The sequence below is a fragment of the Chryseobacterium daecheongense genome (genome assembly GCA_027920525.1).
Taxonomy (GTDB): Bacteria; Bacteroidota; Bacteroidia; order Flavobacteriales; family Weeksellaceae; genus Chryseobacterium; species Chryseobacterium proteolyticum.
In genome coordinates this window covers 2,858,345-2,874,245 of record CP115858.1, presented here as the reverse complement: position 1 = coordinate 2,874,245, position 15,901 = coordinate 2,858,345, and the positions used below count along the sequence as shown (strand labels likewise).

Sequence of the window (15,901 nt, the reverse complement as noted above, 5' to 3'; positions counted from 1 at the left end):
CCGATAAATCCGGAGCCTTTTTTATTTAAAATCTGAAATTAAATCTTGCAAAAGCCTGTCTTCCGGAAAAGCCCATCTGAACAGGATCGAAAATACCACCGGATTCTGTATTTCCTGCAGAAACAGCCTCTCTTTGTAAAGTGGGATATCTGTTGAATAAATTCTTACTTCCAATAGTTAAACTAATATTTTTTGAAAAATCATACCCGAAAGATAGATCAGTGGTTACTTTAGCGTTGTAGGTCTGATAATCATCAGGGCCATTGTAGCCAATTAATGTGAGTTTATCAAATCTAACCAACTGTATATTAGCATTGAACTTGTTAATTTTATAGTTAACATTTAAATTAATTTTAGTCTTCGGAGCTGAGGCGAGGATAAAAGCACGTTCACGCGCACTTAAATATATATCTTCTTTTCCTTTTAATTTTTCTGAAACGTTTACAGATGTGATCTCCATTTCGTTGTAGTTTCCTGCTAAAGTTGTGGTTAATCTTCCGTTTCCAAGTGTTTCATTGTAGCTTAATATAACATCTACACCCTTTGTTCTTGTGTCTATGGCATTGGAAAAAAATTGTGCCTGATCAATATAAGGATAATCTGCCTGAACATCAGGTGGAAGGTCTGTTCTGGCAAAGTTACCTGTCAATACAATTCGGTTTTTTACATTAATGTAGTACCCATCAACAGTTGCAGTAAACTTTCCCGTGTTGAATGTAAACCCTACACTCCCGTTAAGAGATGTTTCTTGTTTTAATTGAGATATCCCGGATTTTACAGCTAAATCACTGTCATTTGATGCTAATTGGATCGTTACAAGATTACCTCCCTGAAAATTCGTGAATTGAAGCGCATAATATTTTTGAGCTAACGAAGGAGCTCTGAACCCTGTTGAAACTGAACCTCGAAGTGCAAATTGAGGAGTTATCGCATATCTTGTTGCAAATTTCCCATTAATGGTACTTCCAAAATCACTGTAGTTTTCAAATCTACCTGCTGCACTAACCATCCATTTTTTGGTAATATCAAGCTCGGTATCGATATAGGCTGCAAAATTATTTCTACTTTTATTAACTTCCTGAGAATATCCGGGAAAGCCCTGGGAGCCTCCAGGTCTGATGTTGCCTGTTAAAGGATTTATTACTAAAAGACTAGGATCTGTATTTGAAGTTACAATGTTCCCGTTGACATCATACATTGCATAAGATGCTTCTTGCCCCCTTATAACATTAAATTTTTCGTACCTAAACTCAGATCCGAAAGCGATATTTAGTCCTTCTAACACTCCAAATTGTTTCGTTGCATTAAATCCTGTTGTATTTTGAAGTAACGAGTGCCCTCCTGCGTTAAAACTTGTAGGAGATTTTATACCTAATGTAGCATTAATTGTATTGTCTATCTGGTACGTAAATCTGTTATTGCCAAAGGCATTATAAACATCGGCATCCCAACCTGCAACTTTAAACTTTAAACCATTATCAAATGTAAAATCTGTGATGCTTGTATCCTGAATAGGGTTAAATCCATTTGGATAAACCTGCGGTATGTTTCCATCTGCATCTGCTTTTCTGGTCCATGCATTAGCATCTGTATTTCTATGGGAAAACCCGGGATGAGAATAAAATTTTATATTATCTGATAATGGAACTTCAATATTTCCAAAGAAATATACATTTTGTGATTTTGCATCTCCAAAACGTTGTCTTGGGGCATCATAAACCGTAGGATTAGCATTTCTGATTGCATATTCTTTATTGATGAATTCTGCGGTAAAATTTGCAAATCCTCCTTGTGATCCTATTTTTGTTCCATAATTTCCGTTAAAATCAAAAGTAAGCCCGTCAATTTTATGATCTGATACAACATCTTTATCTCCGGGACTTTTAAAAAGGTTCATCCCGTAAAATGCATTTCCTTCAAAGCCTTTATCTCGGTCATTTAAGATGACGTTGATAACGCCTGCAATAGCATCGGAACCGTATTGAGCGGAAGCTCCATCGCGAAGGACTTCAATCCTTTTAATAGCTCCGATCGGAATGGTGTTCATGTCATATCCGGTGTTTCCTCTTCCCTTAGTTCCGAAAAGATTGATCAGTGAAGACTGATGGTATCTTTTGCCGTTTAATAAAAGTAAAGTCTGGTCTGGTCCCAATCCTCTGAGAGTGGCTGGATCGACAGCATCTGCACCATCTGACCCCGATTGTTTATTGGAATTAAATGAAGGTGCCGAAAACTGCAGGAGCTGGTTCACTTCAACTTGCCCTGTAGATTGACTTACCTGTTTGATGTCAATAACATCGATGGGAACAGGAGTGTCTATTACTGTTCTTTTTTTGTTTCGGCTCCCCGTAATAGCTACTTCTTCAATTTTTGCTTCTTTAGAAATGGTGTCATTGATTTGCTGCGAATATAAAGCCGCAGTGCTGCCCAGAAATAAAGCGCTTAGATATTTAATTTTCATATATATTGAGTTTCTGAGATTGGTAATTCAATCAAAAGTATTGATTTTTGTTTTTAAATCATCAGAAAAAATCACTATTATTTGAAAAGTGTTATGAAAAATGGATGCGATGCATAATTATATGAAAATTTTCAATCAAATAGTAAAAATTAGTTAAAATCGTAAAATACATAAATGATATGTTGTGTATTTTTCCTTATTACGATTTTTTTTAACAATTTATTCTCGTATGTGTATATAAAATGAAAAAACCGGAATTACTCCGGTTTTAATTTTTATGCTTTTTCTAATTGAACAGTAAAATGTCTTAAAAGATCTGGCTCCCATGTTATCTTATATCCTTTTGCGATTTCATCACGGCGTTCATAAACGTTTTTGATCGCTGCAGCAATATAATCCATATGATTATTCGTATAGGTTCTCCTAGGAATTGCTAATCGAACCAGCTCCAATTTCGGATAACGGTTTTGTCTTGTCTCTGGATCTCTGTCTGCTAGCAAGGTGCCGATTTCAACCGTTCTGATGCCAGCTTCTTTGTAGATTTCAAGACCTAAAGTCTGTGCCGGATATTCTTCCCTTGATACTTTTGGAAGGAAATTTAAAGAATCAATAAAAACGGCATGTCCTCCGATAGGCTTTTGCACAGGAATTCCGTATTCAATCAGCTTATTTCCAAGATATTCAACCTGGGAGATCCTGCTTTCCAGATAAGCAAATTCCGTAGCTTCATCCAGTCCAACGGCTAATGCTGCCATATCTCTTCCGGCCATACCTCCGTAGGTTATGAAGCCTTCATAGATAATTGTAAAATTGGAAGCCTTTCTGAAAACCTCCTCGTTATTCAATGCGATGAAACCACCGATGTTTACCAATCCATCTTTTTTGGAGCTCATGGTCATTCCATCACCATATGAGAAGATCTCTTTGCAGATTTCTTTAATGCTTCTGTTTTCCTGGCTTTTTTCTCTTTTTTTAATGAAATAAGCGTTTTCAGCAAATCTTGCAGAGTCGAAAAAAACAGGAATTCCGTATTGATTGGAAAGTTCTCTTACTGCTTTCATATTTTCCAGAGAAACTGGCTGACCTCCTGAAGAATTACAGGTGATGGTAATTAAACAAAAAGGGATTTTTTCTTTTGGATAGCTTTTGTAAATCTCTTCCAGCTTTTCAAGATTAATATTTCCCTTAAACGGATGTAGATCATTAATATCAAATGCTTCATCAATTGTGCAGTCTACTGCATGTGCTTTGCGAAACTCAATATGTCCTTTTGTAGTATCGAAATGGGAATTTCCGGGAACTATATCTCCTTCTTTTACCAGAACAGAAAACAGCACGTTTTCAGCTGCTCTTCCCTGGTGAGTGGGCAAAAGATATTGAAATCCGGTTATATTTTTTACAGTATTGTGAAGTTGGTCGAAAGAACGGGAACCGGCATAGCTTTCGTCACCGGTCATTAATGCTCCCCACTGTCTGTCCGACATGGCTCCGGTTCCGGAATCGGTTAGTAAATCGATAAAAACCTGTGATGATTTTAAGTTGAATAAGTTGTAATTGGCTTCTTTAAGCCACTGCTCTCTTTCTTCTCTTGTTGATTGACGGATTTCTTCAATCATTTTAATGCGGAAAGGTTCCGCGTACGGTAAATTCATGAGTTAAGTATTTTATTGTTTTGTAAAGAAAATTTGTTTGAAAATAATTTCAATTCATCAGTATATATTTAAAGGAGCAGGAGAATACTACTCAGGCGCTTTAAATATATTTTCATCGGAGTGGAAACCGGCTACACCACCACTCACTGCAAATTTCATTGCAGAAGCAGCAGACATTCCCACTACAGGTTTGATGTTTTTTTCTTCCGTAACAATTACCCATCCGGAAATAGCATAGGAGTGAGGAAGATAAACAGCAACATAATTATGTTTATCCACATCTGCCATTTCTTTCTGGGTTAAAAAACCAATTCTCCAGATCTCAGGATGCTCATTGGTTTTTACCCATACAGGATCATTAAATTTTTTCTTGTCACCAACAAATGATGACATTACATCTTTAGTTGGCGTATAAATATGTTTTACCCCCGGTGTTCTTTCCAACAGGCTGTCCATTGTGTCGAAAAAAAATCTTCCCACAACGAATTTATTACCCAGGTAGCCCAAAAGTGCGGTGATTAAAATAGTTGATACAAAAACCAAACCCGGTATTTCTTTTGCCACAGATGGAATTATATTATCAATAGACGTGACAACATACCATATGACAAATATCGTTAGCCCGATAGGTCCGATAATAACAAGTCCCTGAAAGAAATTTTTCAGGAAAAAATTGGCGATATTTTCGAAAGTCAGTTTTTTCAACGTATTCAGTTACTAATTTTGTTTAGCCATGTATGCTTTCCTTATTGCCGTATGACTTAATAATTTTAGCTTCATATTCCAGCCACTCCTCCCAGCGTTTGTTTACTTTTTCGGGATCTCCAAGCTGTCTTGCAAAACTAATGAAAGTTGTATAATGGTTAGCCTCCGAAATCATTAAGTCCCTGTAAAAATTTTTAAGCTCTTCATCTTTGATATTTTCTGTAAGGACTTTAAATCTTTCGCAGCTTCTTGCTTCTATCATAGCGGCAAATAACATTTTATCAACGATAAGATCTTCTCTGCTGCCCTGGATAATGAACTTCATCAATTCATTTACATAATCATCTTTCCTTGCTCTTCCGAACTTGTATCCTCTGCTCTTGATGATCTCATGAACCTGATTGAAATGATCCAATTCTTCCTGTGCAATAGCAAGAAGTTCTGTTACAATTTCAGGGTGTTCCGGAAGCATCGTAATCAATCCGATAGCGTTTGTAGCGGCTTTTTGTTCGCACCAGGCATGATCGGTTAAAATTTCTTCAATGTTTCCTTCCGCAATATTTGCCCACCTTGGATCCGTGGGAAGTTTCAACTTAAACATGTTTTAAAATTTCTGTAAATTTAAAGTAAATTACAATAACAAATCTTGTTTTATTCCAGTTATTTAAGAAGCGGTCTTTCTTCGTAAAAATTCTAAAATATTCCACCCTAAACGATCTACTTTCATTAAAAATCCTGCAATCGTTGTTGCGAGGATAATATTCGTTATATAGATTAAAATCATTAATATCCACCACGGTACATCTTGCTTGAAATGAACGACTAAAAAATAAACAAGGGAAGAACTTATTCCCTGTGCAAAATAAAAGAATATTGCATTCTTTCCGATATAAGTAATAAAATTTTCTTTTGTGATCTTTAATCTGTTATAAAAAACAAATAACGTAACCAGTGAAAACAGGGTCCATATGATATAGGGAGTTTTAGGAGGGAACTTATTTTTATTGATCTTGTAAAATATTTCGCTTCCATAATACCAGAACATCCAGATTAGCAGAATTCCAACCGCTGCATAAAGTGCGGGGATGATACGGGAAGGGATTTTCTTTCCCCTCATTCTATTGGCAATTAAGAAAACAGCAAGATAAAAAGCAACATATCCCACCTGGCCTGTTGGATAAAACCACGGAAATAAATTAAATATTAGTGTCAAAGCAATACACAGTCCTATAAACCAATTAATATGTTTAGGGAAGAATCTTAAAATCAATACACCGAAAACAGCTAATATAAAGTATACTTTTAAATACCAGAAGCTTCCCATTACTACGGGAAATGTATCGGCATTGGTGTATTGATGGAGGTACCAGTTCCCTAAATTTTGCCATTGAGGTTCCGTAGATATATTTGTTGTCGCGTATTTTGAGCCGAATGTAGAGTAAAAGTTTTGCAACCATTCTACAGAAAAAAAACTTAACCCGAAAACTTTAAAAAAGTAATCCAGGAAAAACAGGAATGTTACAAAAATCATATAGGTGATTTGTAGTTTGAGCAGGCGGTAGAACGTTTTCTCAATATTGGCTCCGGATGTAATTCCACTTAATGCATAAAATAAAGCTACATCAAATACTAAAGAAAAGACCCTGACTTCCGCCGGGATATAAAACTGTCCCGACCAGAATGCTGTGTGGATGAATATAATGGAAAGCGTTGCTAATCCTTTTGCAAAATCAATGTAGAGATCCCTGTTCATTATGGTAATTGATAAAGTTCAAAAATAGATAAAGTTTGGAAATAATTTTAAAAATAAAAAAGAGGTAAAGCGAACTTTACCTCCTTTCCTAAATATGTTAATAATGAATGTTTAAAGTTTTCTAAACTCTTCAGCAGAAATTTCTCCGGTTTGGATTTTTCTTAACTCGTCCATATATTGGCTCATATAAGCGTCAATTTCAGGATTTCTTGAATTTTTCCCCATTTTATAGGTTCCGTTAAGGACTCCTTGATAGTAATAAAAGAAGTTATAGTCGAAATCAGCCGCAGATAAACTGTACTGTCCAAGCAGGAAGCCTAAACGAACAGCAGATCTTCTTTGAGGAGGAGTTCCGTGATGGTTATAACTTGAGGTCTGATAATCTCCGATGCTTTGTGCAAATTCATAGGCTGCTGCAATTTCAGAGAATTGAGTTTTGTTATACCCGTTCGGTCTTCTTAAATAATACCCTGCAAAACCATCGGCTTCAAGCTCATTAGGTCTTGCTGTAGATTCATTTACAGAAGGCAGGTTAAACGCATATTGTAGTTGGTGGCCATATTCATGTGCCAGGATCATAGCATTCACGATATCTCCGCCTTTATTTTTTGCATCAGCGTAGATCGCATAACCATAATAGATTTTTCCTGTAGAGTAGGAAATAGCATTATAGGTGGAGTTGAAATTGGAAGGATCGTTTACAAATCGCAATGTTGGGTTACTTCTTCCCCACATACTGGCAATTTTTGTCATTTGCCCGTTCATGAAGTTGGTGTCGGCACTCGTTTGTAAGCCGGTTAAAAGGACTGCTGTAGAACTCCAGTTTTGATCAACATAAGAGCAGCTTCTCTGAAGGTCTCCGGGTTGTTCAATTTTAGCATTTTCAGTGGATGAATTTGGTAAGACGTTGTCTTCCATTTTGTCGTCGTTACATGCTGATAAAGATAATACAGCAATAGCTCCTGCTAAAAAGCAGAATTTAAAGTTTCTTTTCATAAAATATTTTTTTGGTGAAAACGAAGGTATAAATTATTTTTTAGATAATTAATATATAAATAGTTAAAATTATTCCTTCGTTGGTGAAAAAGTGTTTATAGTGAAAAATATTGTTTTGATTGTAAGCAGTTTATAAAATAATTTGTATATTTGCACCTCGAAATAACTAAAAATTTATAAACAATGTTTGCAATTGTAGAAATAGCAGGGCTTCAATACAAAGTTGAGCAAGACCAGAAGTTGTTTGTACACCGTTTAAAAGGAGATAAAGGAGGAAAAGTTTCTTTCGATAAAGTTCTTCTTACTGTAAACGGTACAATCACTGTAGGCGCCCCAGCTGTAAGCGGGATCACTGTAGAAGCGGAGATCTTAGACCATGTTAAAGCTGATAAAGTAATCGTTTTCAAAAAGAAAAGAAGAAAAGGTTATGAAGTGAAAAACGGTCATAGACAATCTTTAACTCAAATTCAAATTACAGGAATCACTGGATTTGAAGGAGGTGCAAAGAAAGCAGCTAAAAAAGAAACAGTAAAGGCTGAAGTTCTTTCAGACAACGCAACTGTTAACTTTGGTGAAGATCATGAGTTGAACTATCACTTAAAGAAACACAATTTGTCTCAGTCTAAAGAAAACAGAGAAACTTTAATTACTTTAGGAAAAGCTGTTAAAGTTGAATTAGAGAAAAAAGTTCTTACTCACGAAGAAGTAGATGCTGCTATCGTTAAGAACATTGATCAATTTAAAGCTCTTAATAAATAATAATAATCTACAAATAAAATGGCACACAAGAAAGGAGTCGGTAGTTCCAAAAACGGTAGAGAATCTCACTCTAAAAGATTAGGTGTAAAGATTTTCGGTGGACAAGAAGCTATTGCCGGTAATATTATTATCAGACAGAGAGGTACTCAACACCACCCAGGTGAAAACGTGGGGATGGGTAAAGACCATACTTTGTTTGCATTAGTAGACGGTAAAGTAGTTTTCAGAAAGAAAGCAAATAACAGATCTTTTGTATCTGTAGAACCAAACGCTTAATTTAAGCGTTCTATAAAATAAAAGCCTCAACATTGTTGAGGCTTTTTTATGTTTAAATGGTATGGAATTTTTTCAATATCCTAATTTTGTCTTGAAAATCCGGGAAAGCCTACATAAAAGGATCTTAAAAAAATGATGTTGCTGATCTTGAGCTGTAATGATCTCTTCTAGTGTTTCTGGCTGTTCTAAACCGGCTTAGCTGTAGTAGCCTATATTTTGCCTTTAATCTATTTTGATAACGGAATAATGCTCGATATTCTTGAATGTTTTTACTTGCTTATCAGATGGAAATTATTTGTCTTTCTAAAGTATTTTAAAAGCCTACCTGGAATCCTGCTTTTACGCCAAATGTAGAAATGTCAGGCCTGTTGAGGTAGTTGCCTCTCCAGTTGAAATCTACCCTGAAGATCCTCAGGTTTCCAAATCCAATATTTTCAATTCCGAAACCGTATTCATAATAAATATGATCACTAGGAGCAGAATACTTAAAACCTTCAACGTTAATCTTTTTAGATGCATCGCTCAGTGTTCCGTATGCACTTCTGATAAAAGCTATTTCTCTTAATTTGAGTTTCTTGATTAGTGGAATATAGGAAAGGATTTTACCATTGAAATGATGTTCCAGATGCAGCGTCGTATATGTATCTGCAACGAACTCATAATAATTAAGTTGTGCAAATGTATTTCCTACCAAACTATAAGATTGGTTTCCGGGAATTATATTTTGTAAGGCTAGCGGAACTGTATTGAAGTTTTTTCCTGCTTCAAAATTGATTAGTGTTTTTCCCCAGCTTCCGATTAATACCGGTTTGTAAAATAAGAATTGTAGTTTATTATAATTGAAATCAGCATTAAACAGGCCTTCCAGTCCTCTTGTGTACTTTAAAACAATAGTAGGAGCCAAGGTTCCATGTTCGTGTCTGTCAACTCCGGTTTGTGAAAATTTAGCACCAGGTCTTGCTATTAAGCTAAGGGTTACATGGGAATCATTAACGGTTTTTCTTAATTCTCCGTTTCTGTAATACATAAGGTTGAAGCCGTCAGGATTTGCTGATTTGATGCTTTGCATAGTTCCATCTACCCGTATTTGAAAGTTCTTCCATGGCTCAATAGAAGCAAATACATTAGTTTGATTCAGGGAGCTTAAAGAGGCATTATCTCCCCTTGCGAAGACTGTAGACGAGGCAAATGTACGAGACATGATTCCGTCATCAGTTGTTAGCTGAACACCGAGCTGCATAACATCTCTTCTGGTGCCAGCTCCGATCATAAACCGGTTGACTTTATTAAACATATATTTTGCTTCAACACCATATTTGAACTGCTGATCTTTAAATCCATATGCTGTATAAAACTGGATTCTCCAAGGATCGTTCATGGAAAAATAACTTCTCGCTCCCAGTCTTATTCTGTCTCCCTCTACTTCGTTTACTCCATAAACTGAAAAAATGGGACCCAAATCTATTCCCTTTGTTATGTTGTAGTATCCTGATCCAAGGGTTTCATATAACTTTACAATCCGGTTGAATTTCGGGACCTTCTGAAGCTTATCAAGCATATCATAGACTCCCTGTTCAGATTTGGATAGCGTATCAGGTCTCGCTTTAGCCCAGTAAGCATCATCCTTATCTACAAATTTATTGTCATACTCTTCCTCCTTTCGGGTGAAAACCGATGGAGCAAGTGGCTTGTTAAATTCATATTCCGAATAGTCTACAGTTCTTTTAGCGATGATACTTTTAGATGTTTTCTTTTTTGAGAAAGGGGTCAGCTCTACTACGGTTACAAATTTTCTAGGCAGGAAAGTATTTTCGTCGGGGTTGTCGTATTCCAGCTCTGTGGAAATCCCATTGACGAAATTTACATTCATTTTTTGTGTTGATTTTAACGTCGCTCCTAAAACTGCATAAGTGTCGGTATCAATATAAAGATAGCCCTGAAATGCTAAAATTTCTGTTCTTTTAGGCTGATACCTGATTTTATAAGCATTCTCACCATGTATAGCAATCGTATCGATCAGATTATAGTCATACGTACTAAAACCATCAGTTCCTACAGGACTTGGAAAACCAATATCAAAATAATTCAGGGTATTGTCATAGATATTGATGTCCCTGTAGAGATTTTTTGCCGTTAAAGTTACAATTTGATTATCCTGAAAACCAGATGTTTTTTGAGCTATTAAAAGCTTTTTGGTTTTCTTGCCGGGCTTATTTTCTCCGTAATTTTCATAAATTGATTCATTCAGGAAGATGGGCAGAGCCATTTTTCCACTTGCCGTTGAGTCGGCATAATCAAAGATGAAATCCAGCTTGTTGAAGATCTTTCTCTTCATAAAGGCGCTGTCCAGATTATTAGCGTCAAACTGTATTTTTTCGTATTCCTTATAAGTGTAGGTATCGAATTTACTTAGACCATTATTTCTTTTTCTTTTCCATACTTCCTGCATAATGGCATAAGCGGGATTTTCCTTCTTGTTTTTATATTTTGTTTTCTCGTTATGGATCACAACTTCTTCAATGTTTTCCACCTTTTCTTTGGAAAGCTTTACGAAGATATTATTGGCATTATCTGGGGTAACATCTATACTTTGTAAGGCATAGCTTTTTCTTAAGAATTTTAATTTGTAAATAATACTGTCTGATTGAACGCTGAAGGCTCCCGTAGTTGTTGTTAAAAAAGGTTGATTACTATCATTGATAAATACATCCACCCCGGTAACTTCTTTATTGGTTTTGGCATCAACAATTTTGCCACTTGCAGCATTTTGTGCGCATACAATACCGGAAAATAAAAGAAAAAGGTAGAGATAGTGGTATTTAGAGTTATTAATTAACATTAGGTATTTCTTCAAGCATTTAGCATAAACAAAAAGTATGCTGTTTATTTAAAACGGATAAGATTTAAAAAAATTTCGTGTGTATTTACAAAAATGCAAATGTAACAAAAATAACAGGACCAATTTGATTAATTATGACCTATGATTTTAAAAGACAATAGGATAGGACAGAATTTATTCCGAATGAAAAATAAAAAAGACTTACATTTCTGTAAGTCTTTTTTGCTCCTCCTGCTGGGCTCGAACCAGCGACCCTCTGATTAACAGTCAGATGCTCTAACCAACTGAGCTAAGGAGGAATTTTCCTTTGTTTTAAGTGGTGCAAATATAATATGAATATTTATATCAGGCAAGTTTTACGTTCAATTATCAATGATTTTAAAGTAAATAGATTGAATTTCAATAAGAAATATTTTGCTTGTCATTATTAAATGGGGTAATCCTCAAATAAATAACGGAAATACAATTCCGGGGATTCTAAAAAACTTTTTGTTAACTGATAATGCTCCGTTTCTTTATAATCAATCTGTTTAATTTTATCATCCAGTAAATAGACTTCAGCTTCCGGATAGCTCATCAAAATAGGTGAATGGCTGGAAATAATGAATTGGGCTTTTCCAGCTTTTTCCAGCTTGTGAATAATTGACAATAGGGAAAGTTGTCTTTGCGGAGAAAGAGCGGCTTCCGGCTCATCAAGGATATAAATGCCTTTCTGAAAATGGTTATGAAATAATGATAAAAAAGCTTCGCCATGGGATTGCTGATGAAGAGATTTTCCCCCGTAAGCATCTAAAACACTTCTGTCTTCTTCGGCTACTTCATCAATATATGTTGCGAAATTAAAAAAGCTTTCTGCCCTCATAAAAAAGCCTTGTGCTGTTTTGGTATCCCATGAAAGTTTAAGGTGTTCTGCCAGTTCGGATTCCGTTTTATGAAAACTATAATTATGATTTCTATTTCCTCCGGAAACATTGAAATCGCATTTTTCGGCAATAGCTTCTAGTAAAGTTGATTTTCCAATCCCATTTTCACCTACAAAGAAAGTGACATTGCTTCGAAGTCTGAGATTTAACCCACTACTCAGAAAAGGAAGGTTGAAGGGGAAATCCTTCGGATGGTCTTCGTTTAAATAAATCCTGGATAAATAAGGCATTTGTTTGTTTAGTTGATATCAAGCAAAATACATGCAAAAAAAAGACCTACATTTCTGTAAGCCTTGTTTTTTATTTCCTTAAATCTTTAAGGATTTCCTGGACCGCTCTTTCCAGTTGCGGATCATTATCTTGCTGTCGGTCTATGAAGGTGTTTTTAATATAAATGTCTGGTTTTACACCTGTTTTCTCCAGGTTCTGACCGTCCAGAGTGTAGGTTCCCCATGCAGGAAGTCTATAATAAGAACCATCTACAAGACTTTTTCCGGAAGTGAAGATAATCCATCGATAGGTATCCTGCCCAATGATTTTTCCTAATTTCAGAGCCTTGAAACCGGCAGCGGTCATTTCGGCGTCACTCAGCGAAGCTTCGTTGATCAAAAGAACAATAGGCTTTCCGGAAGGTGCGAAATTGGGCTGTGTGGTCATTTTTCCTTCCCGGTATTTCCATTGTAAATAAGGTTTTTGAGAAAGGAAATTTAATACTTTATCATGAACATTTCCGCCCGTATTATAGCGTAAATCGAGAATAACAGCTTCTTTTTGAATTTCCTGTTCCACCATATCCAGAAGGAAGCGGTCCAGTTCATCAGTAGTCATATTTTTCATATATGAATAGGCGATGCGGTTGTCGCTCATCTGATTTACGCGTTGGCGATTATTGAATATCCAGTCGTCATACAAAAGTCCTTTTAATTCTGTATTTGAAATTGGATGTACCTTGGTGGTTATTTCCTTGCCATTGCGTGTGAAAGTAAGAATAATTTCTTCCTGCTTTTTAGGACTTGTAAAATAAGATTCACGATTTTCGTGTACGTCAATATTTTTTCCATTTACAGCAATCAATTGATCTCCTGGTTTAATGTCAACCCCGGAACGGAAAGCGGGTGATTTTCTTACAATACCTTCTACACTATAAGGCTGGTCCTTTTTAAAGATAATCCCTGTTTCATTGGTAAAATAATTCAGATATCTGGTTTCTTCCTTTCCTGTTGAAGAAAATCCCGTATGTGAAGAATTGAGTTCTCCCAACAGGTCATTCAATAAAATTCGCAGATCATTTCTGTTATTGATATACGGAAGATATTTAGCATACTGCTCCTTTTTTGCTTTCCAGTTGATGCCATGGAATTTTTCATCATAGAAATTTTCTTCAACCCCAGTCCATGTTTCATCATACATCTGGGTAAATTCAGAAGCGAGATTTTTGTTAAAAGTATACTGGATATTTATCTTTTCTGGCTTTAATGTTGCTATGGCCATTTTATAAATGTTACCCTCTATTAATGTAAAAAAAGACTTGTCATTTTTGATGATATAGCTGGCTTCTTTATCGAAAACCTTTTCTGATTTAGCGGTTTCAAAATCCGTGAAAACCTTTTTGAAAAGTTGTTTCTTTCCATTATCCTGATTGGAATTAAAGAATAAAATTTCCTTTTTGTCGTCCATGAAAACGGTAGGATCTTCCTGGTATCCATACCTGTCTGTAACCAGCTCAATCCTTTCCAAAGTGTTTTCAGGATTAATTTTCAATTCTTTTACAACAATTTCTTTTTCTTCCTTTTTTTCTTTGTCTTCTTCTTTTTTATCCTTGTTTTCCTTTGTCGTTTCAGGTTTCTTTACCTCCTCAGTAAATAGCTTATCGAATCTTTCAGATTTGTAAGGCTCATCAAACCAATCCAGCGCCATTCTGTAAATATTAGATTTCTGCATACCTAGCGGATAAGAAGGGTTCGTTCGGTCACTTGTAAAATAAATATACTTACCATTGGGTGACCAAAAAGGATCTTCCTCTGAAACGCCGGTGTTGGTAAGATTTATGATTTTGCCTTTTCCGATATGATAAACAAAGATGTCCAGTTCAAAATTTCTTTTTGCAGAGAAAAGTACATATTCGTTATTGGGAGAAAAAGAAGGTTTTGAATTTTGAAAAGCCCAGATTTCATCTTTTACGATAGTTGTAGAGTGTAAACTCTTTAAGTCCATTAATCTTACTTCATCACGACCACTTAAATACACTGCTTTTGAAAGGTCGTTATTCAGGGTTATATTGCGGTTGTTACGCAAATCAGTAGTTAATTGTTTTACCTGGCCTTTTCCGTCTGCAGCAATACTAAACCAGTTTTGATATCCCTGGTAAGTCTGGTTAAAAAGTAATGTGCGATTGTCCTTCAGCCATTTTACTTCCATTACACGTTCCTTTCCGTCAGATATCTGTTGTGTAAACTTTCCTTCAATATCAGAAACAAAAAGAACACCACGGCTCACAAAAGCTATTTTCTTACCATCTGATGAAATATCATAATAAGAAATATTATTTTCTATATTAAAATTTTGTTCTTTCTCCAGTGTTTTATTTGTGTTAAGGCTTATATTAAGAGCTTTTATATCTTTTGTAGCTACGTCATAGGTGTAAAGCTGATAATCTTTTTCAAATATTACTTTGGATCCGTTAGCTGAAACAAATGGCTTTTTAATAGAGGTTTCAAATTGTGTTAAAGGTGCCTTTTTGCCATTTTTAAGTTCATAAAGATTATATTCATTGTTATTTTCATCAGAAATAAAATAAATAGTCCCATTTTTATCTACGCTCGGATTAAAATCTTTTCCTGCATAGTTCGTATATTGTTTAAAGGAATTGTTCTTGGGATTATAACCTAAAATATCAGGATTGTTTTCTCCTTTATAGTGTTTGCGATGTACCTGATTGGCGCTTTCTGATGAACTTGTGAAAAGATATTCACCCGCAGGAGTTTCTGCCAGGCCGTTTGTATTATTAAAGTAATTGTTGAAAAGCTTTTGTGGTGTTTTGCCTTCAATAGTAGTTTTAAAACTTCCAAAGTTATTATTCCTGTTTGAGGTAAAATAAATAGTTTTACTGTCCCATCCCCAGTTTTCTATTTCATCTTTTCCTGTGTGAAATGTTAACTGTTTAATGCTTCCTCCTTCAGCAGGCATCACATACACGTCATAATTTCCGTATTGATTGGAACTGAATGCAAGCCATTTTCCGTCTGGAGAAATGCGTGGATTAATTTCCTCTCCCTCCAGGGCTGTGATTCTGGAAGCGTTTCCGCCATTGGAGTCCACTTTCCAGATGTCTCCATCATAAGCAAAATAAGCGGTTTTCCCATCCGGGCTTAATGAAGGACTTGATAAAAAATAAGATTTTTCCTGTGCTGAAACTTGAATGCTAGCAAAGGCTGCTAATAACGAAATAAAGATTCTTTTCATGAGATAATTAGATATTCCTGGGGATATGTTGTCATACTTTGCTCTGCAAAATATTTCCTCTTATAATTATTTAAT

General features: G+C 35.5%; 11 protein-coding genes and 1 tRNA gene. 2 read left to right on the top strand and 10 right to left on the bottom strand.

Going from position 1 to position 15,901, the window contains the following annotated elements; all coding sequences use genetic code 11:
- Positions 1 to 25: 25 nt before the first annotated feature.
- The 6 genes from PFY10_12655 to PFY10_12630 all read right to left on the bottom strand — a co-directional run bounded on the left by PFY10_12655 (position 26) and on the right by PFY10_12630 (position 7,567).
- Positions 26 to 2,461, bottom strand: a complete 2,436-nt coding sequence (locus PFY10_12655; protein WBV55087.1) for a TonB-dependent receptor — start codon at positions 2,459 to 2,461, stop codon at positions 26 to 28.
- 275 nt (positions 2,462 to 2,736) lie between these two features.
- Positions 2,737 to 4,113 carry a tryptophanase gene (locus PFY10_12650; GenBank protein ID WBV55086.1) on the bottom strand — a complete coding sequence of 459 codons (1,377 nt, stop codon included), beginning with the start codon at positions 4,111 to 4,113 and terminating at the stop codon, positions 2,737 to 2,739.
- 87 nt (positions 4,114 to 4,200) lie between these two features.
- The gene (locus PFY10_12645) at positions 4,201 to 4,818 is read right to left on the bottom strand and encodes a DUF502 domain-containing protein (GenBank protein WBV55085.1); all 618 of its coding nucleotides are present in this window, start codon (positions 4,816 to 4,818) and stop codon (positions 4,201 to 4,203) included.
- A 22-nt stretch (positions 4,819 to 4,840) separates the two neighbouring features.
- Positions 4,841 to 5,419 carry a tRNA-(ms[2]io[6]A)-hydroxylase gene (locus PFY10_12640; GenBank protein WBV55084.1) on the bottom strand — a complete coding sequence of 193 codons (579 nt, stop codon included), beginning with the start codon at positions 5,417 to 5,419 and terminating at the stop codon, positions 4,841 to 4,843.
- A gap of 63 nt (positions 5,420 to 5,482) precedes the next feature.
- A complete protein-coding gene (locus tag PFY10_12635; GenBank protein ID WBV55083.1) occupies positions 5,483 to 6,571 on the bottom strand; it encodes an acyltransferase family protein in 1,089 nt (362 codons plus the stop codon).
- A 111-nt stretch (positions 6,572 to 6,682) separates the two neighbouring features.
- Positions 6,683 to 7,567: a metalloprotease gene (locus PFY10_12630; GenBank protein ID WBV55082.1), complete on the bottom strand. Its 885-nt coding sequence runs from the start codon at positions 7,565 to 7,567 to the stop codon at positions 6,683 to 6,685.
- A gap of 183 nt (positions 7,568 to 7,750) precedes the next feature.
- On the opposite strand from PFY10_12630, the gene rplU reads away from it, so the two are divergent.
- Together rplU and rpmA are read left to right on the top strand one after the other, a co-directional pair.
- Positions 7,751 to 8,326 carry a 50S ribosomal protein L21 gene (gene rplU, locus PFY10_12625; protein WBV55081.1) on the top strand — a complete coding sequence of 192 codons (576 nt, stop codon included), beginning with the start codon at positions 7,751 to 7,753 and terminating at the stop codon, positions 8,324 to 8,326.
- 18 nt (positions 8,327 to 8,344) lie between these two features.
- Complete coding sequence (gene rpmA, locus PFY10_12620; protein ID WBV55080.1) at positions 8,345 to 8,602, top strand: 50S ribosomal protein L27; 258 nt, start codon at positions 8,345 to 8,347, stop codon at positions 8,600 to 8,602.
- A gap of 313 nt (positions 8,603 to 8,915) precedes the next feature.
- Here rpmA and PFY10_12615 read toward each other — a convergent pair whose 3' ends face one another.
- The 4 genes from PFY10_12615 to PFY10_12600 form a co-directional block, all read right to left on the bottom strand.
- Complete coding sequence (locus PFY10_12615; protein ID WBV55079.1) at positions 8,916 to 11,441, bottom strand: DUF5686 family protein; 2,526 nt, start codon at positions 11,439 to 11,441, stop codon at positions 8,916 to 8,918.
- A gap of 225 nt (positions 11,442 to 11,666) precedes the next feature.
- Positions 11,667 to 11,740, bottom strand: a tRNA-Asn gene (locus PFY10_12610).
- Positions 11,741 to 11,868: 128 nt separating this feature from the next.
- Positions 11,869 to 12,594, bottom strand: a complete 726-nt coding sequence (locus tag PFY10_12605) for an AAA family ATPase (GenBank protein ID WBV55078.1) — start codon at positions 12,592 to 12,594, stop codon at positions 11,869 to 11,871.
- A 70-nt stretch (positions 12,595 to 12,664) separates the two neighbouring features.
- A complete protein-coding gene (locus PFY10_12600; protein ID WBV55077.1) occupies positions 12,665 to 15,826 on the bottom strand; it encodes a S41 family peptidase in 3,162 nt (1,053 codons plus the stop codon).
- Positions 15,827 to 15,901: the final 75 nt, after the last annotated feature.